This window comes from Amycolatopsis sp. NPDC004079 (assembly GCF_040610415.1).
GTDB classification, from domain to species: domain Bacteria; phylum Actinomycetota; class Actinomycetes; order Mycobacteriales; family Pseudonocardiaceae; genus Amycolatopsis; species Amycolatopsis halotolerans.
Map to the genome: position 1 here is coordinate 92,377 of NZ_JBEXMH010000019.1, position 26,618 is coordinate 118,994.

The 26,618-nt window shown below is 70.0% G+C and carries 23 protein-coding genes; 7 read left to right on the forward strand and 16 right to left on the reverse strand.

Annotated features, from left to right (window positions below):
- The first annotated feature begins 6 nt into the window (after positions 1-6).
- Both ABZX37_RS21300 and ABZX37_RS21305 read left to right on the forward strand, forming a co-directional pair.
- A complete protein-coding gene (locus ABZX37_RS21300) occupies positions 7-771 on the forward strand; it encodes an SDR family NAD(P)-dependent oxidoreductase (protein WP_354741956.1) in 765 nt (254 codons plus the stop codon).
- Positions 768-1,529 (forward strand): crotonase/enoyl-CoA hydratase family protein, encoded by a 762-nt coding sequence (locus ABZX37_RS21305; protein WP_354741958.1) that lies wholly within the window; start codon positions 768-770, stop codon positions 1,527-1,529. Before ABZX37_RS21300 ends, ABZX37_RS21305 begins: the two co-directional genes overlap by 4 nt.
- Here the strand turns inward: ABZX37_RS21305 and ABZX37_RS21310 are convergent.
- The 10 genes from ABZX37_RS21310 to ABZX37_RS21355 all read right to left on the reverse strand — a co-directional run bounded on the left by ABZX37_RS21310 (position 1,526) and on the right by ABZX37_RS21355 (position 13,834).
- Entirely contained in the window at positions 1,526-3,835 is a 2,310-nt protein-coding gene (locus tag ABZX37_RS21310; protein ID WP_354741960.1) for a LuxR C-terminal-related transcriptional regulator, read from the reverse strand. The two genes, ABZX37_RS21305 and ABZX37_RS21310, sit on opposite strands and share 4 nt — an antisense overlap.
- A 62-nt stretch (positions 3,836-3,897) precedes the next feature.
- Entirely contained in the window at positions 3,898-5,418 is a 1,521-nt protein-coding gene (locus ABZX37_RS21315; protein WP_354741962.1) for a GMC family oxidoreductase N-terminal domain-containing protein, read from the reverse strand.
- Positions 5,418-6,914: an aldehyde dehydrogenase family protein gene (locus ABZX37_RS21320; RefSeq protein ID WP_354741964.1), complete on the reverse strand. Its 1,497-nt coding sequence runs from the start codon at positions 6,912-6,914 to the stop codon at positions 5,418-5,420. Before ABZX37_RS21320 ends, ABZX37_RS21315 begins: the two co-directional genes overlap by 1 nt.
- Positions 6,915-6,975: 61 nt before the next feature.
- Positions 6,976-8,058: an LLM class flavin-dependent oxidoreductase gene (locus ABZX37_RS21325; protein WP_354741966.1), complete on the reverse strand. Its 1,083-nt coding sequence runs from the start codon at positions 8,056-8,058 to the stop codon at positions 6,976-6,978.
- A gap of 34 nt (positions 8,059-8,092) precedes the next feature.
- Complete coding sequence (locus tag ABZX37_RS21330; RefSeq protein ID WP_354741968.1) at positions 8,093-9,463, reverse strand: hypothetical protein; 1,371 nt, start codon at positions 9,461-9,463, stop codon at positions 8,093-8,095.
- Between the two features lie 15 nt (positions 9,464-9,478).
- The gene (locus ABZX37_RS21335; RefSeq protein WP_354741970.1) at positions 9,479-10,327 is read right to left on the reverse strand and encodes an amidohydrolase family protein; all 849 of its coding nucleotides are present in this window, start codon (positions 10,325-10,327) and stop codon (positions 9,479-9,481) included.
- Between the two features lies 1 nt (position 10,328).
- Positions 10,329-10,727, reverse strand: a complete 399-nt coding sequence (locus tag ABZX37_RS21340) for a RidA family protein (protein WP_354741972.1) — start codon at positions 10,725-10,727, stop codon at positions 10,329-10,331.
- A 24-nt stretch (positions 10,728-10,751) separates the two neighbouring features.
- Entirely contained in the window at positions 10,752-11,924 is a 1,173-nt protein-coding gene (locus ABZX37_RS21345; protein WP_354741974.1) for an LLM class flavin-dependent oxidoreductase, read from the reverse strand.
- A gap of 184 nt (positions 11,925-12,108) precedes the next feature.
- Positions 12,109-12,564: an NUDIX hydrolase gene (locus ABZX37_RS21350; RefSeq protein WP_354741975.1), complete on the reverse strand. Its 456-nt coding sequence runs from the start codon at positions 12,562-12,564 to the stop codon at positions 12,109-12,111.
- A gap of 19 nt (positions 12,565-12,583) precedes the next feature.
- The gene (locus ABZX37_RS21355; protein WP_354741977.1) at positions 12,584-13,834 is read right to left on the reverse strand and encodes a bifunctional 3,4-dihydroxy-2-butanone-4-phosphate synthase/GTP cyclohydrolase II; all 1,251 of its coding nucleotides are present in this window, start codon (positions 13,832-13,834) and stop codon (positions 12,584-12,586) included.
- 94 nt (positions 13,835-13,928) lie between these two features.
- Between ABZX37_RS21355 and ABZX37_RS21360 the strand changes: the two genes are divergently transcribed.
- The 3 genes from ABZX37_RS21360 to ABZX37_RS21370 all read left to right on the forward strand — a co-directional run bounded on the left by ABZX37_RS21360 (position 13,929) and on the right by ABZX37_RS21370 (position 16,378).
- Positions 13,929-14,372, forward strand: coding sequence for a MaoC/PaaZ C-terminal domain-containing protein (locus ABZX37_RS21360; RefSeq protein WP_354741979.1), 444 nt, complete (start codon positions 13,929-13,931; stop codon positions 14,370-14,372).
- 723 nt (positions 14,373-15,095) lie between these two features.
- Positions 15,096-15,467 carry a cupin domain-containing protein gene (locus tag ABZX37_RS21365; protein ID WP_354741981.1) on the forward strand — a complete coding sequence of 124 codons (372 nt, stop codon included), beginning with the start codon at positions 15,096-15,098 and terminating at the stop codon, positions 15,465-15,467.
- Between the two features lie 20 nt (positions 15,468-15,487).
- Positions 15,488-16,378 carry an SDR family NAD(P)-dependent oxidoreductase gene (locus ABZX37_RS21370; RefSeq protein WP_354741983.1) on the forward strand — a complete coding sequence of 297 codons (891 nt, stop codon included), beginning with the start codon at positions 15,488-15,490 and terminating at the stop codon, positions 16,376-16,378.
- Between the two features lie 115 nt (positions 16,379-16,493).
- Here the strand turns inward: ABZX37_RS21370 and ABZX37_RS21375 are convergent, their stop codons facing one another.
- The gene (locus tag ABZX37_RS21375; protein WP_354741984.1) at positions 16,494-17,426 is read right to left on the reverse strand and encodes an alpha/beta hydrolase; all 933 of its coding nucleotides are present in this window, start codon (positions 17,424-17,426) and stop codon (positions 16,494-16,496) included.
- 156 nt (positions 17,427-17,582) lie between these two features.
- Here ABZX37_RS21375 and ABZX37_RS21380 point away from each other — a divergent pair, with 156 nt between their 5' ends.
- Positions 17,583-18,488, forward strand: coding sequence for a helix-turn-helix transcriptional regulator (locus ABZX37_RS21380; protein ID WP_354741986.1), 906 nt, complete (start codon positions 17,583-17,585; stop codon positions 18,486-18,488).
- 47 nt (positions 18,489-18,535) lie between these two features.
- Positions 18,536-19,699 (forward strand): low temperature requirement protein A, encoded by a 1,164-nt coding sequence (locus tag ABZX37_RS21385; RefSeq protein ID WP_354741988.1) that lies wholly within the window; start codon positions 18,536-18,538, stop codon positions 19,697-19,699.
- A 61-nt stretch (positions 19,700-19,760) separates the two neighbouring features.
- Here ABZX37_RS21385 and ABZX37_RS21390 read toward each other — a convergent pair whose 3' ends face one another.
- Genes ABZX37_RS21390 through ABZX37_RS21410 form a run of 5 tightly spaced genes read right to left on the reverse strand, consistent with a single transcriptional unit; the run spans position 19,761 to position 26,618 of the window.
- On the reverse strand, positions 19,761-20,810 hold the full coding sequence (locus ABZX37_RS21390; RefSeq protein WP_354741989.1) for a zinc-binding dehydrogenase: 1,050 nt from the start codon (positions 20,808-20,810) through the stop codon (positions 19,761-19,763).
- A 16-nt stretch (positions 20,811-20,826) separates the two neighbouring features.
- Entirely contained in the window at positions 20,827-22,314 is a 1,488-nt protein-coding gene (locus ABZX37_RS21395) for a sugar ABC transporter ATP-binding protein (RefSeq protein ID WP_354741991.1), read from the reverse strand.
- Positions 22,311-23,369 carry a hypothetical protein gene (locus ABZX37_RS21400; protein WP_354741993.1) on the reverse strand — a complete coding sequence of 353 codons (1,059 nt, stop codon included), beginning with the start codon at positions 23,367-23,369 and terminating at the stop codon, positions 22,311-22,313. The genes ABZX37_RS21395 and ABZX37_RS21400 overlap by 4 nt, the downstream gene beginning before the upstream one ends.
- On the reverse strand, positions 23,366-25,531 hold the full coding sequence (locus tag ABZX37_RS21405) for an SMP-30/gluconolactonase/LRE family protein (RefSeq protein ID WP_354741995.1): 2,166 nt from the start codon (positions 25,529-25,531) through the stop codon (positions 23,366-23,368). Before ABZX37_RS21405 ends, ABZX37_RS21400 begins: the two co-directional genes overlap by 4 nt.
- A 10-nt stretch (positions 25,532-25,541) precedes the next feature.
- Complete coding sequence (locus ABZX37_RS21410; protein ID WP_354741997.1) at positions 25,542-26,618, reverse strand: substrate-binding domain-containing protein; 1,077 nt, start codon at positions 26,616-26,618, stop codon at positions 25,542-25,544.

Consider the following 26,618-nt stretch of genomic DNA (forward strand, 5'->3'; position numbering starts at 1 on the left):
CCGGACATGGAACTCAAGACGGCCTCAACTCTCGTCACCGGAGGCGCTTCGGGACTCGGCCGGGCCACCGCCCGGCACCTGGCCGAGCGCGGCGCGGAAGTCGTGATCCTCGACCGGCCCACGTCGCACGGTGCCGAAATCGCCGCCGAAATCGGGCCGAACGTACGGTTCGCTCCCGCCGACGTGCGCGATCCCGAAGCGGTCGACGCCGCTCTCGATCTCGCCGAACAGCGCGCGCCGCTGCGAGCGGTCGTCCACTGCGCGGGCAAAGGCGCGACGGTGCGGGTAGTCGAGAAGGACGGCAGCCCCGGGTCGCTGGCGGACTACGAGGAAATCGTCCAAGTGAACCTGATCGGGACGTTCAACGTGCTCCGCCTGGCCGCCGCCCGGATGGCCCGGAACGAACCGGTCGAGGGCGAACGCGGCGTCTGCGTGCTGACCGCGTCCGTCGCCGCGTGGGAAGGGCAGATCGGCCAGATCCCCTACGCCTCGGCGAAAGCCGGGGTTGTCGGCATGACGCTCGTCGCCGCGCGGGACCTCGCCCGGAAGCTGGTGCGGGTCTGCTCGATCGCGCCGGGCATCTTCGACACGCCGATCTTCGACCGGCACGGCCCGGAGGTCCGGGACAAGCTCGCCGCGACTGTGCCGCATCCGGCCCGGCTCGGCCGCCCGGAGGAATTCGCCCGGCTCGCGCTGGCGATCGTCGACAACCCGATGCTGAACGGCGAGACGATCAGGCTCGACGGCGCGATCCGGATGGCCCCGCGATGACCGGCGTGCGCACCGAAACCGCCGGTGCCGTCCTCGTCGTCACCATCGACCGACCGCACGCCCGCAACGCGATCGACCTGCCCGCTGCGGAAGCGATCGCCGCGGCGATGACCGAATTGGACAGTCGCGCCGACCTGAGCGCTGCGGTCCTCACCGGAGCGGGCGGCACGTTCAGCGCGGGCATGGACCTCAAGGCGTTCCTGGCCGGAGAGCGTCCGATCGTGCCGCAGCGCGGATTCGCCGGGATCGTCGAAGCGCCGCCGGATAAGCCGATCATCGCCGCCGTCGAAGGCTACGCGCTCGCAGGCGGGTTCGAGATCGCCTTGGCCTGCGATCTCATCGTCGCGTCCCGCACCGCGGTTTTCGGGCTGCCGGAGGTGAAGCGCGGCCTCGTAGCCGCGGGCGGCGGGCTCCTCCGGTTGCCGCACCGCGTCCCGCACGCTCTGGCACTGGAATGGGCGCTCACCGGCGCGCACATCCCGGCCGAGCGCGCCGTGGAAGCCGGTCTGGTGAACCGGCTCACCGAGCCCGGGCACGCCATGGCCACCGCGCTGGAGCTGGCTCAGACGATCGCCGCCAACGCTCCGCTGGCCGTCCGCGCGACGAAACAGATCATGACCCGAGCACGGGACTGGCCGGCGGCGGAAGCGTTCCCGCACTCCCACGAGATCGCTGTGCCGGTGCGGGAATCCCGTGACGCGCAGGAGGGCTCCCGCGCCTTCGCGGAGAAACGCAAACCGGTGTGGGAAGGCCGCTAACCCCGTCTAGCGACGTGTGCGGCGAGCTGGGTGCGATTCGCCAGTCCCAGCTTCGACAAGATGTTGTCCACATGCTTCTCCGCCGTACGCACCGAAATCACCAGCATCGAGGCGATCTCGCGGTTCGTCATGCCCTTCGCGACCAGTTCGCTCACCTCCTGTTCCCGCCGGGACAGCGGTGCGCGTTCCGGTTCCGGAGCGGGTGCCGGTTCCGCCTCGCCCAGCGCGTACGCGACCGCGGCGTCCACCGACATCGCTGCGCCGGACGCGTAGGCTGAGCGGAACGCGCCCTCGGTCGCGCGGCGGCGGGCGTCTCCCTCGCCTTTAAGGTGGTACACCCACATCCGCGGGATGCCTTCCAGCGCGAGGCCGACTTTGCGCAGCAACGCGTCCGCGGCGCCGAGCAGGCGGGCCGCGCGTTCGGCGTCGCCCTCTGACGCCGCGATCCACGACATCGCTTCCAGGCACACCGAGTGGCCGAGCTGGTCCTCCAGCGGGCGCTTGAGCCGCAAGCTCTCGCGCTCCAGTTCGGCCGCGGCCGCGTAGTCGCTCTGCCGCCACTTCTCCACCCCGAACGCCCACAACGAGAACGAGCGCCACCACGCTTCGCCGATCGGCGCGGTCGTTTCCTGGCACCGCACGTGCCACGCCGAGGCCCGCTCGCTCTCCCCCGCCAGGCTCAGGGCCAGGCCCGCCTCGAACATCGAGTGGATCTCCCCGGTGCGGTTCCCCAGCGCGGCGAACGCCTCGACCGACTCCTCGAGCCGTTCGATCGCGAATTCCAGGTCCCCGCTGAACAGCGCGAGCAGGCCCCAGGTCTGCGCGACGAACACCGCGAGGTGCGCGTCCCCCGTTCCGGCGGCGATCCGTTCGCCCTCCTCCAGCAGCGCGGGCACGACGTCGTGGTCGCCTTGCAGGATCGCCAGCCACGCGGCGAGCCGGAGCGCACGGCCCCGGTCGACGGTCGGCTCGGGCGCCGCGTCGAGCAGCTGGCCGAGCCAATGCCTGCCCTCGCTGAGGAATCCCCTGGCGAGCCAATAGTTTTCGACCGCCCAGGCCAGCCGCAGCCCGCTCTGCCCGTCGTGCGCGAGACAGGAGTTCAGCGCGGCGCGCAGGTTCGCGTGCTCCCGCCGCAGCCGCTCCAGCCAGTCCGCCTGCCGCGGGCCGGGCCAGTCCGCGTCGGCGTGCACCGCGAGCGCCGCGAACCACTCGCGGTGCCGCCGGTCCAGCTCCGCCGACTCGGCCCCGGCGAGCCGTTCCGTGCCGTACTGGCGGATCGTCTCGAGCATCTGATAGCGCGGTTCGCGGGAGTCCGCGACCCGGGTCAGCACAGACTTGTCGAGCAGCGCCGCCACCAGGTCCAGCACCGCCGTGCGGTCGATCTCCCCGCCCGCCGCGACCGCTTCGGCGGCGTCCAGGCCGAATCCTCCGGAGAACACCGAGAGCCGGCTCCAGAGCAGGCGTTCGGCGGGCGAGCACAGGTCGTAGGTCCAGTCGATCGACGCCCGCAGCGTCTGGTGCCGGGCCGGGGCCGTCCGGCTGCCCTGGGTGAGCAGGCGATACCGGTCCCCCATCCGCGCGAGCAGCTCCGGCAACGGCAGCACGCGCAGCCGCACCGCGGCCAGTTCGATCGCCAGCGGGATGCCGTCGAGCAGCCGGCAGAGGTCGGCGACCGACCGCTGGTTCTCCGCGGTCACCTCGAATCCGGGCAGCGCGGCGGCGGCGCGGTCGGCGAACAGCGTCACCGCCTCGCTCTGCGCGACGGCCGTCGCGGTGAGCGCCTGATCCGGGTCCGGAGTGGACAGCGGCGGCACCGGCACCACGGCTTCGCCGGCGACGTTCAGCGCCTCCCGGCTCGTGGCCAGCACGGTGAGGCGGCCGCACGCCCGCAGCAACGCGTCGGCCAGCGCGGCGGTGGCGGAGACCAGATGCTCGCAGTTGTCGAGCACCAGCAGCGCCTGCCGGTCGTGCAGGTGCTCGACCAACGTGTCCAGCTGCCACTGCGCCGACGTCTCGCGGATCCCGACCGCCGTGTTCACGGTGTGCCCGATCAGCGCGGGCTCCTGCACGTCCGCGAGGGCCACCACGTGCACGCCGTCTGCGAACGCCCGGGACACTTCGCGCGCGAGCCGGAACGCCAGCCGGGTCTTGCCGACGCCCCCGGTGCCGGTGAGCGTGACGAGCCGGGAACGCTCCAGCGCGTGCCGGGCGAGCGCGAGGTCCCGCCGCCGCCCGATGAACCGGGTCAGCTCCAGTGGCAGCGCCCCCGGCTCGGCGGCGTCTCCATCACCAGTCGGGCGGACCATCCCGGTAGTGTCCCCCACAACCGCGCCGTTGGCGACGGTCCGGCGCGGAATCGCCGCTGTGCTCAGCGTTCTTCCCGTCCCAGCACCAGATCCGCGGCCTTCTCCGCGATCATCGCCACGGCCGCGTTGGTATTGCAGGAGACGATTTCCGGCATCACCGAAGCGTCCGCTACCCGCAGCCGATCGACGCCGTGCACGCGCAGTGCCGGGTCGACCACGGAACGGCCGTCCGTCCCCATCCGGCAGGTGCCGGACAGATGGAAGAAGCTGCCGACCGCGTCGCGCACCGTCCGCTCCAGGTCGGCGCGGTCCATCCGCAGCAGCCGGCCGGTCTGGGCCTCGCCGCCCCATTCGTCGAACGCTCCGGTGCTGACCAGCCGGTCCGCTTCCTCGATCCCGGCGATCAGCTGGTCGAGGTCGTACTCCTCGCGCAGGTACCCGGGATCGATCAGCGGCGGCGCGCCGGGATCGGCGGATGCCAGCCGGACCGAACCGCGGCTGCGCGGGCGCATGTGGCCGATGCCGAACGCGAAGCTGTTGCCCGCCGGTGCCTGCCACGGCAGGCGGTAGTCCACTTGGATCTGCACGATCTGCAGCTCCGGGCCGTCCTGCGCGGAATCGGTCTTGGCGAACAGGGTCGCCTCCGCGTAGTTGCTGCTCGGCGACGGCAGCGGCCGCTCCGCCGCCATCCTGATCCCGGCCAGCATCACGTGGTCCTGAAGGTTCCGGCCGACGCCGGGGAGATCCGCCGACGCGGCGACGCCGAGCGCGTCCAGCTCGCCCGCCGGACCGATGCCGGACAACATCAGGAGCCGGGGCGAGCCGACCGCACCGGCGCACAGCAGCACTTCGCCGCCCGCGCCCGCCCACTCCGGCGCGCCGTCCCAGGCGTACTCGACACCAAGACATCGACCGTCCCGGACGGCCAGCAGCCGTACCTCGGCGCCGGTGCGCACAGTCAGGTTGGGCCGGTCCATCGCGGGCCGCAGGTACGCGGTCGCCGCGCTTTGCCTTCGTCCGTCCTGGATCAGCAGGTCGTGCAGGCCCGCCCCGAGCAGGTCGCCGTCGTTGAGGTCGGCGGCGATGCGGTGCCCCGCCCGGCGCGCGGCCTCCACGTGCGCCAGGCTGAGCGGATGCGGCTCGGCGATCGGCCGCGGCCGGAGCGGTCCGCCCCGGCCGCGGTATGCGGGATCGCCCCGGGGAACGTCCTCGGAACGCCGGAAATACGGCAGCACCCCGGCGTAGTCCCAGCCTTCCGCGCCCGCGGCGGCCCAGCGGTCGAAGTCGCCGCGGCAGCCGCGGAGGTGCGCCATGACGTTGATCGAGCCGCACCCGCCGAGCACGCGGCCGCGCGGGGCCGGGACAGCTCGTCCGGTGGCGGCCTGCACGGTGGTTTCCCAGCCCCAGTCCGCGTCGCCGCCGAGCAGGCCCGGCCACGCGCCCGGGTCCTCGACGTCCGGGCGCCGCTCGTCGCCGCCCGCTTCGAGCAGCAGCACCGAAACGTCCGGGTTCTCCGAAAGCCGGGCGGCGAGCACGCATCCGGCCGTGCCGCCGCCGACCACCACGTAGTCGAAGGAAACCATCAGAGCCCGACCACGACCGTCTTCAGCTCCAGGTACTCGTCGAGGTTCTCCTTGCAGGTCTCCCGGCCCCATCCGGACTGCTTGTACCCGCCGAACGGCAACGCGGCGTCGACCGCCTGGTAGCAGTTCACCCAGACCTGCCCCGATTCCAGCGCCGCGGCGACCTGGTGCGCCCGTCCGACGTCCTTCGTCCAGACCCCGGCGCCCAGCCCGAAATCGGTGTCGTTGGCCAGGTCCAGCACCTCCTCGTCGGTGTCGAAGGGCACGACCGTCAGCACCGGCCCGAAGATCTCCTCGCGCGCGATCCGGGAGTCCCGCGCGACGTTCGTGAGCACGGTCGGCCGCACGAACCAGCCCTGGTCGCCCCAGGCTTCCCCGCCTGCCGCGACCTCGACGCCTTCGGACCGCCCGATGCCGAGGTAGCCCAGCACTTTCTCGCGGTGCTCGGGCGAGATCATCGGCCCCATCTCGGTGGCGGGATCGAGTCCCGGGCCGAGTTTGATGCTGCGCGCCCGGTCGGCCAGGCCCGCCACGACGTCGTCGTACACGCTGCGGTGCGCGTACAGCCGCGAACCGGCGACGCAGCTTTCGCCCTGGCAGGAGAAAATCGCCAGCCCGGCGGTCGCGATCGCGGCGGGCAGGTCGGCGTCGCCGAAGATGATATTCGGGGATTTCCCGCCCAGTTCAAGAGAAACCCGCTTCAACGTGTCCGTCGCCGCCCGCGCGATGGCTTTGCCGGTGGCCACGGATCCGGTGAAGGTGATCTTGTTGACCCCGAGGTGCTCTACCAGCGCCGCCCCGGCTGTCTCGCCGTACCCGCTGACGTAGTTGAAGACGCCCTCGGGAATCCCCGCCTCGAGCACCAACTCGGCCAGAAGCGCGATCGACAACGGCGTCTGTTCCGCGGGCTTGACCACGATGGTGTTGCCGGTCGCCAGCGCTGGAGCGAGTTTCTTGACCGCCATCATCAACGGCAGGTTCCAAGGCACGATCGCGCCCACCACGCCGACCGGCTCGCGGCGGGTGTACGCGTGGTACGGGCCGCCGAAATTCGTCGGGAACGACACCGGGATGGTGTCGCCGGTGATCTTCGTCGGCCAGCCCGCGTAGTAGCGGAGGATCTCCACCGAGAACGGAACATCCACGAAGCGCGCCTCGGTGATCGGCATCCCGACGTCCAGCGCTTCGAGCGCGGCCAGCTCGTCCGCGCGCGCTTCGACGAGATCCGCCAAGCGCCACAACAGCTTTCCTCGCTCCTGCGGCGTCATCAGCCGCCACGGCCCGGTCAGCGCGGCGCGGGCCGCCGAGACCGCGCGGTCCACATCGGACGCGTCCGCCGCCGGGACGTCGACCAGCGCCTGGCCGGTCGAGGGATCGCGCACCGCGAGGCTCTGCCCGGAACTCGCCTCGACCCAGTCGCCGCCGATGAGCATCCGGCGAGCCTTTTCGACATTCGCGCGAAGGGACGCGGGCAGGGTTTCAGTCGTTGTCGCCATGATTTCCGTCCTTCTCGGCAGTGGGAACCGGGGGCGCGGCAACTGCCGCGCCCCCGGCGGATCAGGCGGGCTGCGCGGTCTTGCGCGGCGCGGTGAAGTTCTTCATCCGCGGGAACACCTCGCGGCCCATGCGCTTGATGTCCTCGACGTAGTCCGGGAAGATCAGCATGTAGCCCGCGACGTCGATCTCGGCCCATTCGTCCAGCTGGCGGGCGATGCTCTCCGGCGAACCGGTGATGAAGTCCGTCGACATCTGCACCGAACCCTTGCGGTCCATGCTGGCCAGGATCTCCGAGGTGCCGCCCTCCGCGGAGTCGGTGAGCGCGCCGCCGATCATGTACTCGATCGCCTTCATGTCGGCGTTGTCGACGTAGTTCTGCAGTTTCGCCTCGGCCTCCTCGTCGGTGTCGGCCATGACGACGCCGAGCGCCACGTACGGGCGGATGGTGCGCCCCGCCTCGTCCATCTGGCCGTTGAACCGGTCCACGACCTCGCGCAGCGCGTCCTGCCCGCCCCAGGCCAGCCGGAAAGAGTAGTCCGCGTAGCGGGTGGTGAACTTGATCGCGTCGTCGGAGGTCCCCGCGCACACGATGTTCATGGGGTGGTCCGGTTTCGGGCCCATCCGCAGGTCCTCGTACTGGAAGTACTCGCCCTGGAAGTTCGAGACGCCCTTCTCCCACAGTTCGCGCACGACCTGGCAGTACTCGCCCGCGTACTGCCAGCGGTAGGAGTTGTACTCGTAGCCCGGCCAGACCTTCATCGTCTCCAGTTCGCGCGGGTGCCAGCCGCCGGGGACGATGTTGAGCGAGAACCGGCCGGCCGAGATCGAGTCGATGGTCATCGCCATCCGGGCCGCGATCGCCGGGTGGATCGCGAGGATGTTCACCGAGCCGACGAGCTTCATGTCGGTGGTGTCCCGGGCGAGTGCGGCCATCTGGGTCATCGATTCCAGTGCGTCGTCCCAGAATCCGGTGGTGCCGCCGTGCCCGCGCAGCGCCGAAAGCGACAGCGCGAAGGAGAAACCGTTGTCCTCGCCGGTGGTGATGATCTCCCGCATGTGGTCGTACGTCGGCGAGTATTGGGGTGCGGTCTCGGACATGATGTAGCCGTTGCGGGCGCTAGGGATGAAGATGCCGAATTCCATGTCAGGGATTCCTCTCTTGTTGATCGCGGGGTCGTTACGGCAGCGTGACGGCCGCTTGCTCCACTTCGGACGGTGCGGCGGCCGGATAGGCGGCTTCGCCGAGGACGGCGTGGTCGAGCGCGCTGTCCAGCCCCTGGTCGACCCGCTCGTCCCGCAAGCCGATCGTCTTCTCCACGGCGAGGACCACAACGAACGCGCTGACCAGCCCGAGCACCAGGAACACGAGCACACCGAGCGCCTGGTGCCCGATGCCGACCGACGCGTGCTGCGGCGCGTACTCCCCGGCGAGGCCGAAGTACCCGCCCTGTTTCACGCCGGAGGCGAACACCGCCGTCATCAGCGCGCTGTAGACACCGGGGCCGAGGGTCAGCGGGACCACCTTGATGTCGTCGAGGCGCCAGCGGTTCATCAGCCGGTACCCGCCGACCACGATCAGCGGCGCGAAGAACGCGGTGAGCCCGGCCTGCCACGGCTTGGCGACGTCGAGCAGCGCGGACACCGAGATCCAGCCCGCGACCGGCGACACCAGCAGGAAGTACGGGCTCTTGCCGACCTTCCACGCGAGCAGGCCGCCGAGCACGGCGAAGGCGAACGCCATCATCAGGTTCGTGACGATCACGCCCATGCCGGTCTCGTTCAGCGTGATGCCGAAATACCCGGAACCCGGCACCAGGTACCCGTTGAGCAGCGCGTATCCGCACAGCCCGGCGAGGAACAGGAACAACCCGGCCACGGTGAAGACGAGGTTGTGCGGCATCGGCGGCTCGCTGGCCCGGCCGCCGAACACGCCGGCCCTCGGCTTAGCCCGCCACACCAGCACGAGCGCCCAGCACCCGAGCAGGATGTAGAAGAAGGCACCGCCGAAGTCGTGCGTTCCCGCGTTCGACAGCGGCCCGACCGAACCGTAGACGAGGTAACCGGCGAACGGGATCACGAGTGCGCCGAACACCAGCGTGACCGCCGACAGCCCGGCCGTCTTGACCCGCTCGATCACCGAGCCCGCGAGCAGGGCCGCGAAGAACGCGGCGAACAGGATGAACACCGCGAAGAACGCCTGGAACGAGTCCGCGCCCGGCATGGCCGCCGGGTCCAGATGCTGCGCATAGGTGTTGATGCCGGGTCCGCCGAGCCACCAGGATTTCAGCGCCTCCCCGAACGGATTCGGGACGCCGAACGCCTGGCCGAACTGGGTGTCCCAGATCGCGAACCCGGCGATCGACATCCCCGCCGCCGCGACGAACGCGGCGACCAGTTTCTGGACGGTCGTGTGCAGGACGTTGCCCGCCCGGCTGAGGCCGGCGTCGAACAGGAACACCCCGCCGACGGCGAGCATGATCGCGATCAGGCCGACGACGTAAAGGATCGTGGGCACCTGCGCGTTCAGCGAGACTTGGTTGTCGTACATGGCTTGGTTCTCCGCTCAGGAAGAGAGCAACAGGTCGAACGGCCGGTCGTACAGGACGGCTTCCACCACCTCCCGCGGGATCGGCAACGGCAGGTCCAGGTCGGCGACGGCGAGGAACTGGTCGGCCGCCTCGCGGGGGTCGAACGAGGGGAAGTCCGAACCGAAGAGGAGCCGGTCGGTCACGTGGCCCTCGATCGCCAGCCGCAGGCCGTTGTACAGCTGCCAGGTCTTGACCGGCAGCGTCGAGACGTCCGCGTACACGTTGGGGTTCTTCATCATCAGCTCGACCGCTTCGTGGGTCCACGGCTTGCCGAAGTGGGCGAGCAGGATCTTCGTCCCGCGGAACTCACGTGCGACCTTGTCCAGCAGCATCGGATAGGCGAATTCGTTGCAGCCGTCCGGGGCGAACACGCTCGCCTGGTGGAACATCAGGAAGATCCCCAGGTCCGCGGCCGTCCGGTAGACCTCGAACGCTTCGGCGCAGTGCGGGTGGAAACCCTGGTACGGCGGGGAAAGCTTCACTCCCTGCAGTCCGTGCGTCTCCACCGCGCGGCGCAGTTCGGCGGCCGCGCCAGGCTGGGTCGGGTCGACGCTGCCGACGCCGATCGCCCGGTCGCGGTTGGCCGCGAAGTACTCGCCCACGTAGTCGTTCGGCACGTGCATGCCCATCCGGGCGACCTGGAGGCCCAGCACGAGGAACCGGTCGGCGCCGCTGGCCCGCATGACCCGGCTGTGCTCGTCGAGGTCGGCCTCGCCGAACCCGGGCCGTCCCACCAGTTCCACGCCCCGCTCCGTCCACACCGGACCGAGGTGCTCGGGCCGGTAGACGTGCGTGTGCCAGTCGGTGAACGGACGATCCGGCATGTCAGGCCGCCTCGTCGCCCGGGCGGACGGCGATCGCCTCGATCTCCACCCGGCAGTCGCCCGCGATCCCGACCACGAACGTCGCGCGCGCCGGGAACGGGCCCGGGGCGAACACTTCGGTGTAGGCCTCCCAGAACTCCTTGCGACAGGAGTCGTCCGCGAGGTAGCAGGTGGTCTTCACGATGTCGGACAGGCCGCACCCGGCGGCTTCCAGTACGCCCTTGATCTCGTCGAGCGCGATCCTGGTCTCGTCGGCGATCGATTTCGCCTCGTCCTTGCGCCGCAGCGTTTCGAGGTCGAGCGCCATTCCGCCCGCGAAGACGAGGTCGCGCGTCGCGACGCCGGGGTTCATGCCGTAGCGCGGGTAGGGCAGGTTTTCCGGGTTGAGGTATTCCGGCACGGGTTCTTCCTTCCCTCGGTGCGGTCAGCTGGCAGCGGTCAGCGAGGTGTCGAGCTTGCGGATCTCCGGCATCACCTCGCGGGCGAACAGCCGCAGCGAACGGTCCACGTCCGGAGCCGGGATACCCGGGAAACCCATCTGCAGCAGCCAGTTCTGGATGCCATGCGACTTGGTGAGCCGCGTCATCCGCTCCAGGACGCTGTCCGGCGAGCCGATCATCAGGTGGTCGCGCTCCATCAGCAGCTCCCACGGATCCATTTCGCGGTAACGCGGATCTTCCGGGTCTTCGTCGGCGTCGAGCCACACGCCGATGCCGCGGACCCGGCACAGGAACTCGAAGAACTCGACGATGCCCGGTTCGGCGATGCGCCGCGCCTCCTCGTCGGTTTCGGCGATACAGCACAGCCGCAGCACGCCGCAGCCCTCGCCGAGCGCGGGCGTCCGCCCGGTCGTTGCCGCGGTCTCGGCGCGGTAGGTCTCGAAGAGGTTCTTCAGCACCTGGCCGCTGGGGTACCAGGTGATCGGCCGCAGGCCGTTTCGCGCGGCGTGCGCGAAACCGGTCATCGACTCGGTGACGGCGAACTGCGGCGGCGTCGGCCGCTGGAACGGCTGCGGCGTCATGCCGAACGCGACGAGTTCGTCGTTCTCGCCGACCCAGCCCCGCGGCATCGGCGCGCCCGGCGAGTGGATGAACTTCGTGCCCGGCTCCGGGAACGTATAGCGCTTGCCCTTCCAGCTGAACGGGTCCTCGGTCCAGATGCCGCGGACGATCGCGAGGTTCTCGTCGAAGATCTCGCGGCTGTTGTCCGAGCCGTTCCACCGGTTCGCCTGCGGGTTGAGGTTCATCACCTCGATCGGCAGGATGCCGCGGCCGAACGCGACGTCGAGGCGACCCTCGCTGAAGTGGTCGAGGACGGCGAGGTCCTCGGCCAGGCGCAGCGGATGCCAGAGCGTGAGCGAGACCGCCGCCATGCCGAGCCGGATCCGCTCAGTCCGCGCGGCCAGGTCCGTCGCCAGCATGACCGGGTTCGGGCTCGCGTCGCTGCCGTCGGTGTCGAAGTGGTGCTCGCCGAGCCAGATCCGGTCGTAGCCCAGTTCGTCGGCCATCCGCGCGTGCCGGCGCGTTTCGCGCATGATGTCGTGCCAGTCCTGCGTGCCCGAGCGGTTCGTCAGCGCGTAGAGCAGATCCAGTTCCATGCTCGCTCCCGTTCTCCGTGTCCAGCGGGCGCCTGATAATTCCGACTAGTCGGTACTTACGACGGTCGGTGATCGGCGTCACCGTGGATTCACTCACGAGACCGGGCCGCCGCGCCTTCGTGCGACTACCCAACCGCTACGTATCCTGCCCTGCGTACGTAGCGCGGAAGAGTCCGCTGACCTGCTATTCCAGCGCTTCGAGCAGACGCGGGAGAACCCGGGCGAAAGGGGCGAACAGGTCCATCCGGCGCGCGTCCTCGACCGCGGCCCACACGTGCGCGTCGTGCTCGTCGGACAGCGTCGCCGAGTAGTCCGGCGCTTCGGACGCCTCGGCGAGAATGGTGGTGTAGTTCCATTCGCCGGGCACAACTTCGTCCACGTACCGCGCGAGCGGCCGCCATCCGCCCGGCAGTCCGCCCATCTCCTCGGCGAATTCCCGCACCGCGGCCTCGTCCGCCGTCTCCCCCGCCAGCAGCGCCCCGCCCGGGATCGACCACTGGCCGCGGCTGCCGTGCACCCAGCCGGCCCGGCGCACGAGCAGCATCCGGCGCGGCGGCCGGGTCACGACCAGGATGCCCGCCGCGCCGTGCCTGCCCCAGCGGCGCCGTCCGTCCGCGGTCACGAACCATTCGTCCGGCACGGCCGCTCCTCCCGCGGGGTCAGACGCACATTTCGCCGAGCCGCAGCGTGTGTCCCATCCGGTCGCGCTTGGTCCGGAGGTACGCGACGTTGTCGGCGGTGGCCGGGATTTCCAGCGGAACCCGGTCGAGCACGGACAGCCCGTAGCCCGCGAGCCCGGCGAGCTTCGCCGGGTTGTTGGTGAGCAGCCGCATCGACCGCACGCCGAGATCGGCCAGGATGTGCGCGCAGGCGGAGTAGTCGCGGGCGTCGGCCGGGAAACCCAACTGGAGATTCGCGTCCACTGTGTCCGCTCCGGCGTCCTGCAGTTCGTACGCGCGCAACTTGTCGAGGAGGCCGATTCCGCGGCCCTCGTGCCCGCGGACGTACACCACCACTCCCCGGCCGGCCCGGGCGACGGTCTGCAACGACGCCTGCAACTGCGTCCCGCAATCGCAGCGCAGCGACGTGAAGACGTCCCCGGTCAGGCATTCCGAATGCACCCGGACCAGCACGTCCTCGCCGTCGCCGAGGTCCCCGAACACCAACGCGACATGCTCCCGGCCGTCGAGGGCCGATCGGTACCCGACCGCCCGGAACATCCCGGACGCGGTCGGCATGCGCGTGTCCGCGACTCGCTCGACCTGCGTTTCCGTCCGGCGCCGGTACGCCACCAGGTCGGCGATCGAGATCATCGCGAGCCCGTGTTCGTCGGCGAACCGGCGGCATTCCGGCGCGCGCATCATGGTCCCGTCGTCGTTGACCAGTTCGCACAACGCCCCGGCAGGCGCCAGCCCGGCGAGCCGGGCCAGGTCCACCGATGCCTCGGTGTGCCCGCCGCGCCGCAGCACTCCCCCGGCGACGGCGCGCAGCGGGACGACGTGCCCCGGCCGCGACAGGTCGGCCGGAACGGTCTCCGGATCCGCGAGCAACCGGATCGTGCGCGCCCGGTCCCGCGCCGAAATTCCGGTGGACACGCCGCTCTTCGCGTCGACCGTCACGGCGTACGCCGTGCCACGAGGGTCCTGGTTGACGGGAGTCATCGGCGGAAGGTCGAGCCGATCCAAGTCGGCGCCCGGTAGCGCGGCGCAGACGAACCCCGACGTGTACCGGACGGTGAAGTGCAGCAACTCCGGCGTCGCCAGTTCGGCGGCGAAGACGAGATCGCCCTCGTTCTCCCGGTTCTCGTCGTCGAGGACCACCACCGGCCGCCCCGAGCGAACGGCGGCGACCGCCGCGGCCACCGTGTCGAACGCGATCTCGCCGCGCTCGGGTGCGACTGCGTCCACCATGCCGCGCCTCCGTTCCCGCTTGCCTTCAAGTACCGACCGGTTAGTATGAACCTAGCACGGGTTCCCCGCAGCCGACCGAAGGAGCAGGCACCGCATGGGAAAATGGTTCGAAGACCTCCCTGCCGGACACGCGTTCGAGACCCCGGCCCGCACCGTCACCGAGACTGACCTGGTCGCGTTCTCCGGCTTGTCCTGGGATGTGCACGCCTTGCACACCGACGCCGAACACGCCCGCGCGACCCCGTTCGGCGAGCGCATCGCCCATGGCGCGCTGGTGCTGTCGATGGCCGTCGGACTGCGCGCCCGGACCGGGTATTTCGACGACACCCTGCTGGCCTTCCTCGAGATCCGCTCGTGGCAGTTCCTGGCGCCGGTCCGCATCGGCGACACCATCCGGGTCCGCAACGAAGTCACCGAGGCCCGCCGGACTTCCAACCCGAGCCGAGGCGTCGTGGTCCAGCGCGTGGAGGTGGTGAACCAGGACGACACGGTGGTCCAGGCCGGGGAGATGGTGTCGCTGATGCGCTGCCGGGAGTGACGGACCGCTCCTCGCCGAGGCAGGGCGCGGCGAGACTCGTGCCGATCCACGTCGCGCAGGGGACTTCAGCCGAGGGCTGGCCCGCATCGTGGATTACCTGGCGAGCACCCCGCACGGTCTCGCCGGACGAAGCCGCGGACGCCGTCCATGCCCGCAGCCCGCGGCCGCTGCCCGCGCAAGCTCGACAGCCTCCGCAAGAACATCCGGCCGCAAGACAACGGCTGCCGGTACCCGGATTCGCGCTTCCTGGACTTCGGCGACAAACCCGTCCACGGCACCAAGAGCAATCGGCACGCCGCCGCGGTCCGCGCTCGAGATCCCGACGATGCTCGCCCGAGGCAGCGAATCCGACGTTGTCGCCGCAGAAGGCGTCGAGGATCTGAGCCGATGCCGCCCGGCCCAGCCACCGACCGCTCCCCCGCCGACTCCGCGATGGCGCCGCCGTCGCCACGGTGATCGGCCCGCCCACGATCAACGGCCGTATCGCCGCCGGCACCGATCGGTTGACAACTCATATAATATATAATGCGACACGGCGCGAGAGCTGTCGCGCGCAGAACACCAGGTTGGGAGATCATGATGAGCGGCAACCATCTGGACAAGACGGCTCGCCGAGTGGTGGCCGGCCTGGACGATCACGGCAAGCGGCGGTGATCGTCGATGAGAACACGACCACCCGAGTGGCGCTGCTGGCGTTCACGGTCAATGACGTGTGGCGCACCGATGAACTGCCGCAGGCGCACGCTTGAGGCCGACGTCGAGCTGGACCCGCCCGCGCGCGGACTGGTGGTCCGATTGGCCACCTTCCCTCCGGACAACGAAATCGATCCGGCGGTGTACGCCGAGTCGATCGGGAACCTTCACGGCGAGGAAGCCAATTCCAGCAGTGCCGAGGAGATCGCCGGCCTGCACGAAACCCCGACGATCGATGTCGCGACAATCCTCGACGGCGAGATCCACGCCGTCTGCGAAACCGGCGAGGTGCTCCTGCGAGCGGGCGACACGGTGATCAACAGGGGAATCAAGCACGCGTGGAGCAACAAGACCGACAAGCCGGTCGCCATGGTGGCCGTCATGTACCCGGGCCGCCAGTAGCCTGCACGAAGGGAATCGTCATGTTGAGTTTCACCGATCGCGTCGCCATCGTCACCGGTGCTGGTCGCGGTCTCGGGGCTTCGCACGCCAAACTGCTCGCGGCGCGAGGCGCCGCCGTCGTCGTCAACGACCTCGGAGGATCGGCGGCGGGCCCGGGTTCGAGCGCGGCGCCCGCCGAGGAAGTCGTCGCGGAGATCGCGGCGGCGGGCGGCCGCGCGGTGGCGAACTTCGATTCCGTCTCCGAGAATCCCGAGCGGATCGTCGCCTCCGCGATCGAGGCGTTCGGCCGCCTCGACATCGTGGTCAACAACGCCGGCATCAATCAGGTGCACCAGTTCGGCGCAGACGTCATGGAATCGCTCCGCCGGCACATGGAGGTCCACTTCTTCGGCATGGCAGGGGTGACCGCCGCGGCGTGGCCTCATCTGATCCAGAGCGGATCGGGCCGCGTCGTCAACACCACCTCTCCCACCCTCATCGGGTTCCCGCGACAGACCCCGTACGTCTCGGCGAAGGGCGCGATCTTCGGATTCACCCGGACGCTGGCCTTCGAGGCCCAGGAGGTGGGGATCAAGGTGAACGCCATCGCGCCGACCGCCGCGACCCGCATGTCGGACGAGGCGGACCTGCCCGACGACTTCAAGCAGTTCATGCGCGACAACCTGCCCGCCTCGCTGGTGAGCCCGGTCGTCGCCTACCTCGCCCACGAGGACTGCGCGATCAACGGCGAAGTGCTGCAGGCGCAGGGCGGCGAGGTGCAACGCCTCGTGCTCGGCTTCAACCAGGGGTTCGCGAGCAAGGACCTCACGCCGGAGCTGGTGCGGCAGCACATCGACGAGATCCTCGACCCCGCCACCCACACCCCGTTCGCCACGATCGACAAGCAGGACCTTTCCGCCGTGGGAAAGTGAATTCCCCTGCGGACAAACCGAAGTCCCGGCGGAGCTCGGCTCCGCCGGGACTTCACTTCCGAACGCCGCGGACGGCGGTCCCGCCGGTGTGTCCGGCAGGACCGCCTCTACCGGTTCACTCGCCGCGGGTGGCGGCGAGGTTTTCCCGGAAGAACGGGACCGCTTCGGCGACCGCGCGGTCGACGTACTTCGGCACGTCGTAGAAGTCCATGTGCGCGCCGCCCTCGACCACGACGAGCTTCTTCGGGCTGCGGGCCCGGCCGTACAGCTCGGCGGACATCCACAGCGAACCGGCGTCGCTGCCCGCGACCACCAGGAGCGGCTGCTGCAGCAGGTCCTCGACCATGTGGAACGCGTCGAAGGTGAAGATCCGCGACACGCTCTTGGTGAACAGGAACTTGTTCTTCGCGTTCGGGTGCTGAGCGCGCGGGGTCAGGTAGTACTCGCTCGCCTCGACCATGTCGCGCGGGGTGTTCTCGTCCGGCTCGGCAGGCACATAGGGCAAGTAAGCCGCCTCCGCACCCTTCGCTTCGGCCGTGCGCTGCTGCGCCACGGCCTGCAGCGTGGGGACAGCGGCCGCGTCGGAGTCGGTGCCGTACCAGTTGCGGCGGAACGACGTGCCGATGTTCACCGCGCTGACCGTGGTGAGGGCCTTGATCCGGTAGTCCGTCAACGCGGCGTTGACCAGGTACCCGCCGCCGGCGCAGACGCCGAGGCCGCCGATCTGCTCGGCGTCGACATAGCCGAGGGTCTGCAGGTAGTCCACCGCCGCCCGGACGTCGTCGACGCGTGCGGCCGGGTCCTCGAGGTGGTGGGGCTCACCGCCGCTGTCGCCCTGGAACGAGGCGTCGAACGCGAGCGTGACGAAGCCCTGCCCGGCCAGTTTCTCCGCGTACAGGCCCGCGGTCTGCTCCTTCACGCCGCCGCCCGGGTGCACGGTCACGACCGCCGGGTAGCTGCCCTTGGGGTCGAACCCGTCCGGCAGGTACAGGTTTCCCGCCATGGTGATCGAGTCGTTCGGGAAGGTAACGGCCTCCACAGACGTCACTGCACTCACTCCTTGCACGTCTTCGGTGTCCCGAACCAGGCGGCCCGGGCTGCTGATACCCACTCTGCGGCGGTTCGCGCGGGCGTGGCAGATGCCGCTTGTCGGGGGTACCGGCAGCCCCTCCTTCCGCCGGCGTTCCGCGTTTACCCTCGAGGTATGGAGATCGCCAACGACCTCAGGGAATTCCTGATGACCCGCCGCGCGAAGGTCACGCCTGAGCAGGCCGGAATCATCGCAGGCGGGCGGCGGCGGGTCAGCGGGCTGCGCCGCGAGGAAGTCGCCCGGCTCGCCGGAGTCAGCACTGAGTACTACGTGCAGATCGAACGCGGCCGCGTGTCCGGAGTCTCCGACGAAGTTCTGCACGCGATCGCCACGGCGCTGCAGCTGGACGACACCGAAACCACGCACCTGTTCGACCTCGCGCGCGCCGCCGGGAAACGGGCCGGCCCCGGCCGCACCGTCCGGCAGCCGGTGCCGGAGGGGGTGCAAGCGCTGATCGACACGATGGTCAACGCCCCCGCGATCGTCCAGAACGGACACCTCGACGTGGTCGCGGCGAACGCGCTCGGCCGCGCCCTCTACGGCGTCGTCTACGAGCGCACCCCGCACCCGCCGAACCTCGCCCGGTTCATCTTCCTCGACGACCGCGCCGAAGAGGTCTTCCCGGACTGGAAGAAGGCCGCCGACGACGCGGTGGCCCTGCTGCATGTCGAAGCGGCCCGCGCACCGTATTCGAAAGCGGTCACCGGGCTCATCGGAGATCTCGCGACCCGCAGCGAAGCGTTCCGCACCCGGTGGGCAGCGCACGACGTGAAGGCGCACCAGCGCGGGACGAAACTGTTCCGCCACCCGGTCGTCGGCGAGCTGACGCTTCGGTTCGAAGGACTGCAGGTCGCCTCCGCGCCCGGCCTCACCCTGATCGGCTACACCGCCGAACCCGGCTCCCCTTCAGCCGAGGCACTGCAGTTGCTGTCCAGTTGGACGGCGAGCGAGGCACCCGGACCGGCGGTACCCTCCGCAGGGTCCGAAACCGCAGAAGGAGACCGCCGTGCCCAAGCCTAGCGAGCTGGTCGTCCCGTTCCCGGCGCATCGCCGCTGAGCCCACGCCGATGCCCGCCCGGAACGTGTGGTGGACCCGCCGCGAGGTCTCGCCGCTGGAACTGTTCTTCGATCTCGTCTTCGTACTGGCCGTCGGCCAGCTCGCGCACCACCTGCTGGGACATCTGAGCTGGACCGGCGTCGCCGAGACGCTCATCGCACTGGTGGCGGTCTGCGGGGTGTGGGCGTTCACCTCGTTCGAGGCGACCATGCTCGACGTCGAACGCGGCAGCACCCGGGCGACGATCATCGCGGTGATGGCGCTGGGACTTTTCATGAACGCGGGCGTCAGCGGCGCGTTCGAAGAGCAACCGTGGCTCTTCGTCGTCCCGATGATGCTCGCGCTCGCCGGGCCCGGCGCGTATGCCGCGGCCACCGCGCCGACGCCCGAACTGCGCGGGCACTTCAGGCGGGTGCTGGGCTGGCTCGCCGTCTCGGTGCCGTTCTGGATCGTCGGCGCGGCGCTGAGCCCGGAGGCCCGGATCTGGCTGTGGGCCGTGGCCGCGCTCGTCGACCTCACGGGCACGTGGACCGCGCACCCGGCGCCGGGCCGGGCGCTGCAGTCCGCCCGGCTGCCGTTCGACGCGGAGCACATGATCGAGCGGATGCGGCTGTTCCTCATCATCCTGCTCGGGGAAACCGTCCTGGCGCTGGGCCGGGTGCTCACCGAACACGCGCCGGACGCGCCGTCGCTGCTGATGGTGCTGGGCGGGTTCGCCGCGCTCGTCTGCCTGTGGGCGATCTACTTCGGACGGACCGAACAGCAGGTGGTGAGCCACGCCTCGGCCACCGAGGACCCGATCCGGTCGGTGCACGCCGGGCTCAACGCGATCTACGGCGTGGTCGCCGGGCTGGTCGCGTTCGCCGCCGGGATCGAACTCGCGCTGGCGCACGGACCCGGGCACCCGGCCGGCACCGGCGGGGTGCTGCTGCTCGGCGGGCCGATGGTGTACCTGCTGGCCCAGGCCTGGTACTTCCGCGTCGAGACCGGCACTGGCTGGCTGCCCCGGGCCGGGGGCGGATTCGTGCTGGGGGCCGGTGCGGTCGCGGCGTACTGGCTGCCCGCCTGGGCGGCTGTCGCCGTGCTGGTGGTCATCCTGCTCGGCCTCACCGCGTACCTCGCCCACGGCTGGACCGGGCCCCGGCCCGGAACCGAACCCGCGGCATCCTCCTGATCGGTCCGAACGCGGCAGCCCGAGCGTCGGCGGGTCTGGGACCCACCGACGCTTCTCAGCCTCAGAACTCGATGACCGCCTTGCCTCCGGTCTGCTTGTCGAAGGCGGCATAGGCCGCCACCGCGTCGTCCAGCCGCCAGCGGTCGGTGAAGACCAGGTCCGCCTGAACCCCGTGCCGGGCGATGAACCGGGCGCAGTCCGCCTGGCCCACCGGGGAGAAGGTGTACGAGCCGACCACTGTCAGCTGTTTGCGGATCAGGTCCGGGCTGACGTCGAGCGTCACCGTCGAGCCTTCGCCGACAAACGCGACAGTGCCCCATTTCGCCGCGGACTTCACCGCCGCGGCCCGCGCCGGTGGTGCGCCGGAGCAGTCGAGCGCCTTGGTCACGCCCTTGCCGCCGGTCAGCTCCCGGATCGCTTCGACCGGATCGACCGACGTCGAGTCGATCGCGTGCGCCGCACCGAACTCCTTCGCCCGCGCCACGCGTTCCGCCGCGATGTCGACCGCGACGACCTCCGCGCCCATCGCCGCAGCGAGCTGTACTGCGGCCTGACCGACCGGGCCCTGGCCGAAGACTGCCAGCGTGTCGCGCGCGTTGACGTCGAGCCGGGTCAGCGCGCCGTAGGCGGTGCCGGTGCCGCACGAAATCGCGGCGCCGGCGGCGAAACTCAGCTCGTCCGGCAGCGGCACGAGCGTCCGTGCGGGCACCTTGAGGTAGTCGGCGTGCCCGCCGTGCGCGGTCGCGCCGTAGATGACGTTGCCGCGTTCGCACATCTGCGGCCAGCCGGTCCGGCACAGGTCGCAGAATCCGCAGCCGTCGTAGTGGTGGACCATCATCCGGTCCCCCACCTTCACCGCGCGGGGGTCGACCGCCGAGCCGATCGCGGCGACGACGCCGCACGGCTCGTGCCCGCCGATGAATCCGGCGTCGTCGCCGGTCATCCCGAACGCGGCCAGCGCCTGCCCGGCGGGAGCCCGGTAGAAGTGCAGATCGCTGCCGCACATACCGGACGCTTTAATCTCCAGCACTGCTTCGTCCGGACCCGGTTCGGGATCGGCGAAGGTCTGGATCTCGAGGACCCGGTCTCCCCGGAAAATGACTCCGCGCATGAGATTTCCGTCCTTGTCAGTGCACTGCGGCGAACATGAGGCTTTCCTCGTCGGCTTCCTCCGGGGAGAACTCCGCGGCGATGCTGCCCGCGCGCGCCACGAGGACGCGGTCGGACAGCGCCTGGATCTCCGGCAGGTACGAGGAGATGACCACGACCGCGACCCCGTCGTCGGCCAGGGCGCGGATCATCGCGTGGATCTCCGGGATCGTGCCGAGGTCCACGCCGCGGGTCGGCTCGTCGATGATCGCGACGAGCGGCTTCCGGGTCAGGCCCTTGGCCAGCACGATCTTCTGCTGGTTCCCGCCGCTCAGCTCCTCGACGGTCGCCTTCGTCGGCCGCAGCGTGCGGACCTGGAACTGTTCGACGAACCGTTTCGCGACCGAGGTGCGCGAACCGGGCCGGAAGAGGAACGGCAAGCGCCGCGCACCGCAGAGGTGCCCGAGGTAGATGTTGTCGGCGATCGTCAGGTGGCTGAAGAACCCGGAGGCTTTCCGGTCCTCAGTGATGTAGACGATCCCGGCTTTGCGCGCCTGTCGTGGCGTGCGGAACCGCACCGGCTCGCCGTTGAGTCGTACTCGGCCGCCGCGCAGCCGACGGCGTTTCATGATCCCGCTGACGATCATCGCGGTCTCGCTGCGGCCCGCGCCGACCAGGCCGTAGATACCGACGATTTCCCCGGCGTAGGCGGAAAACGCCATGTTCCGCACCACCGGCAGCAGCGTCACGTCCTCGACCTGCAGTGTCGGCGTCGGCTCGGGCGCGCGGTTCGGCTCCACCCGCCCCATCTCCACCGTGCGGCCGACCATCATCTTCACCACGCGATCGCGGCTGAACTCCGGCCGCTCCAGCGTCCCCTGGACGACGCCGTCGCGCAGCACGGTGATCCGGTCCGCCTGTTCGAACGCTTCGTCGAGCATGTGCGTGATGAAGATGACGCCGATCCCGCGCTTCTTGAGCTGTTGCATGGACAGGAACAGCTGCAGCCGCTCCTCCGGAGTCACCGACGACGTCGGCTCGTCCAGGATCACCAGCTTCGCGTTGCGGTGCACCGCCCGGGCGATCTCCACCATCTGCTTCTGCCCGACGCCGAGCGCCCCGGCCGGGACGTCCGGGCGGATGTGGAAGTTGTGCGATTCCAGCAGCTCGCGTGCCACGACGTTCAGATGGCCGAGGTTGTTGAACACCTTCTCGTCGCCCATGAACAGGTTCTGGGCGACGGTCATCGACTCGACCAGCGAGCCCTCCTGGTAGACCATCGCCACCCCGGCCTCGACCGATTCGCGCGGAGTCGTGAACGCCCGGGCGGCGCCGTCGACCTCCAGAGTGCCCGAATCGTGCGCGACCGCACCGGAGACGATCTTGACCATCGTGGACTTCCCGGCGCCGTTTTCGCCGAGCAGCGCGTGGATTTCGCCCGGCCGCACGTCGAAGTCGACCCCGTCCAACGCGTACGTTCCGCTGTAGCGCTTGCTGATGTTCGTCAGCCGCAGCACCGTGTTCATGCGTCCTCCAGCCGCAGCAGGTTCCGGCCGCCGCGCACCGCCGCGACCACGTGTCCGTTGTGGACGGTCAGCCCGGTGACGCCGTGCCGCGGGCTGTCGACCCGCGCGTGCGCGCTCTCGGCGACGCGACCGGTGGAGTCCATCCGGAACACCAGGCCGCACGACCGGGCCGGGGCCCAGCTCTTGACCACGCCGAGCACGCGCAGCTGCCCCATCTGCATCGTGTCGGTGAAGGGGTCGCCCGCGCGCAGGCGCGGGACGAACCATTCGTCCGGGCTGATCGTCTCCGTCATCTCCGCCAGCAGCGCGGGCTCGTCGAGCAGCAGCTCGGTGACCCGGTTGCGGATGTAGGGCGCGGCGAACCACCAGCCGTCCCCGCCGACGTGCACCCGCCCCGGATAGACGGGCAGGTTCGCGCTCAGCACCCGGCCTCGCTTGCCCGGCGCGGACCGGGCTTCCACGCGATGGTCCAGGCTCAGCGACAGGAGCACTTCGTCCTCGGCGATGCCAACGCCCGACGGCCACGCGAGGCGCTCCGCGACCACTTCGGCCTGCGCGCCGTCAACCCGCACGAGCAACCCGGACCGGTCGCCGGTGACCAGTGCACGAGGCCACTCCGCGACCTTCGTCGAGCCGACAGTCGCCAGCAACGCGGACCCGTCCGTCGCGAGCGCAGTCACGCAGGCGGTGACCGGTGCGTCCGTACACAGATCCTCGGTTTCGCCGGAGCGCGACACCGAGACCAGACCACGCCCTTCGATTGCCGCGACGATCTGCTCGTCTCGCACAGTCAGCGCCGTCACCGGGCTGCCGAACGAAGCCAGCCGCGTCACCTCGTCCTCGCGCACCGAGAAGACCTGATTGCCGCTGCTGAACACCAACCCCGCGGCGGTCACGACCACGTCGTCCGGCTCGTACTCGCCCGCGGGCAGCAGTTCTGCCGCCCCGTCGAGCCGGAGGTTCGGCCGCAGTCCGGTGTCCATCGGGGGCACCGTGCGCGCACGGCCCCAGTTCGGGTTGATCCATTCCTTCACGGTGTCCAGTACCGGGCTCATCGCACCGCCTCCGCTGCTTCGCGGACACTGGCCGTGCCGGGAACGACGGCCGGGTCGATCTCGCCTACCTCGCTCGGGTCCAACTCGAGCCTGCCGATCCGGTTGTTGCTGACGCCGCACAGGTACAGCTGCCCGTCGCGTTCCTTCGCCGCGGTCACCATCGGGTAGTTCTCCATCGTTTCGTCCCACAGCACGGCGAGGATCTCGCCGCCGTCGCTGAACTTGATCGCGCACGACGTGTTCAGCTGCGGCACCACCCAGTTGTCCACCGCCGCCTCGCGGGTCATCCGCCGCCGCACCGCCGGGTAGCGGCCGAGCAGGTCGGACATCTGCGTCCGCATGGCGCACAACGGCATCCAGTAGTTGCCGTCGGAGGACCGGTTGATGTTGTCCGGGTAGCCGGGCAGGTTCTCCAGCACCGGCTCCAGCTGTCCCTTCTTCGGCCCGGCGATCCAGAGCCGGTCGACGCGGCACAGCCCGGTGCTGGAGATCAGGATCGACTCGCCGTCGTGCGCGGTGCAGATGCCGTTGGGGAACACGTAGTTCGACACCACGACCTCGGTCTTGCCGTCCGGCGTCACCCGGATCACCCGGCCGTTCGGGCGGAATTCCACCAGTTCCAGCAGGAAGTCCGCAGTGTTCGTGCGGGTGGAGAAATCCGAGGCGTAGATCGAGCCGTCCGGGGCGATGTCCAGGTCGTCGATCGCGCGCAGCCCCGAATCGTCGATCAGCGACAGCGGACTGCGCTTGACCTTGTTCGCGACCAGTTCGGGCTCGCCGTCGGCGCCGATGCGGTAGATGCCCATGCCGCCGACCGCGACGACCAGCCGTCCGTCGGGATCCCAGGCGTGTCCGCACGGGAATCCGCCGGTGCGCGAGAAGATCTCGCCCTCGGTGTCCTCCAAGCCCCGGAACCGCCACACCCAGCCGCGCTGATCGCCGCAATAGACGTTGCCCTCGGCGTCCACCGCGCAGTCCTCCGCGCCGCGGATCTTGCCGAGTCCGACCGGAGGCGCGTCGGTGAGCCGGCGGTTGAGCGACCAGACCGTGCGCGGTTGTGTGACGTCGACCAGCGGGCCGAGCCGCAGCCGCGCCGGGTCGATCTTCAGCTTCTCCACCGCGCGCTGCCGGTACTTGCCCCATTTGAGGTCCAGCACGGTGAACACGAGCAGCACCGCGGCGAGGATGACGGTGTAGTACGAGCCCTGCGCGCCGTCCGAGACGGTCGCCTGCTCGATGATCGTCACCACCGCCACGCCGACCGCCGCGCGGAGCACCGAACCGCGGCCGCCCTTGATGCTGACGCCGCCGAGGACCACCGCGGTCAGCGCGATGATCTCCCAGCTGTTGCCGACGTTCGGGTCGGTCCGGGCCAGCCGCGCCGACGTGAAGATCGCGGCCGTCCCGGCGAGCGCCCCGGACAGGACATAGGTCCAGAACGTCACGGCGGTGACCGGAATGCCGTTGCGCCGCGCGGAACGCCGGTCCGAACCGGCCGCGGTGACCCACCAGCCCCAGCGGGACCGGGTGAGCGCCAGGTGGACCACGATCAGCACCACCGCGAAGAGGAACCACGCGGTCGGGATGCCCAGCACCCGGCCCTCGCTGAGGAAGTCCCAGACGAGCGACGGTTTCGTGACGCCGATCTGCGTGCTGTTCGCGTTCTGCAGCACCGACGCCGCGCCGCCGAAGGCGATCAGCGTGACCAGGGTGGTGATGAACGGGCGCATCCGCAGGATCGCGATGAGGAACCCGTTCACCGCCCCGAGCACCGCACCCGCGACGATCGCGGCGGGCACGACCACCGCGGTCGGCCACAGCCACACCCGGTCGGCGACCATCGCGCCCAGCCCGCAGAAGCCGACGACCGACCCCACTGACAGGTCGATGCCGCCGCCGACCAGCACGACGGTCAGCCCGATCGCGAGCAGGCCGTACTCGGACACCTCGTCCATTACGAGCGGCGCGTTGGCCGCCCCGACGTTGGTCGTGGCGAGCACGTACACGCACAGCGCGAGCGCCAGCACGAGCGGCACCGCGCCTTCCATCCACCGTTTCTCGAACAGATCCGAGACGGTGCGGTAGCGGGCGATTCTTTCCGTGCGCCGGCCGCCGGTCATGCCGAACGCGTCCAGCCCGCGCCGCAGCGGAGACGTAGTCATCGGGCCCCGCTCACTTGCTCTGGTAGCACGCGATGGTGGTCTGGTCGATGTTCGCCTTGTCGACCACCGTGCTCGACACGTACCCGACCGAATGCGCGCTGCCCGGCTTCGCCCCGTTGGTGAGCAGGTTCTGCACCGCCACCGCACCGGCGGCGCCGATGCCCTGGACGTCGTAGGCGGCCGAAGCGGTCACCGTGCCTTGCTTGAGCGCGTTGCACCAGTCCTTGTCCGCGTCGAGCGTGTAGACGCCCACCGAACCCGGAGCCACCTGGCCGCGGCCTTCCGCCGCCTTGACGGTCTGCCCGACGGTGATCGAGTTCAGGTCGAAGGTCACCATGAAGCCGCACACCTTGCCCTGTCGCTGCTGCAGCACGGATTCCGCGGCGGCCTGCGCCTGGGCGTTCTGGAACTGCGAGTGCGCGACGAGCGTCTGGTAGCCCTCCTTCTCCACGACGTCCTTGATGCCCTGGTCCCACAGGATCGAGGCCGGGTCGTTGCCGGGGCCGTCGATGATGGAGATCGTCTTGGGAGCGTCGCGGGAGTTGCAGTCCGAGACCGCGCGCTTGGCGATCGACTGTGCGGCGCCGTAGACGTCGACGCCGACGAACGCGTCGCCGAGCTTGGTGGAGGGCATGTTGAGCACCACGGTGTAGATGCCCGCCTTCTGCGCCCGGTCGATCGCGTTGTCGAGCAGGCCCAGGTCCTGGTTCTGCAGCACGAGCACGTCGGCGGCCTTGCGCGCGATGAGGTCGTTGATCGTGCTGATCATCCGGTCGCTGCTGAAGTTCGAGTCGTAGACCTTGAACTCGGCGCCGGCGCTGTCGAACGTGCGCTGCATGGTGGTGCCCCAGTTCTCGGTGAGCTTGTAGCCCTTGTAGAGAATCGGGACGAAGGCGATCCGCTTGCCCTTCATCGCGTCGTGCGCCTTCTGCCGCATCGGCATCAGCTGTTCGTTCGCGCCGAACACCGCGTTCGTGGCGGCGGCCGCCGAGTCCGACGACCCGCCGCCGACCGAACAGCCCGAAAGGCCGGCGCCGCCCAGCGCCGCCGACGCGGCGAGCACGAGGAGCTTCCTGGTGATCTTCAT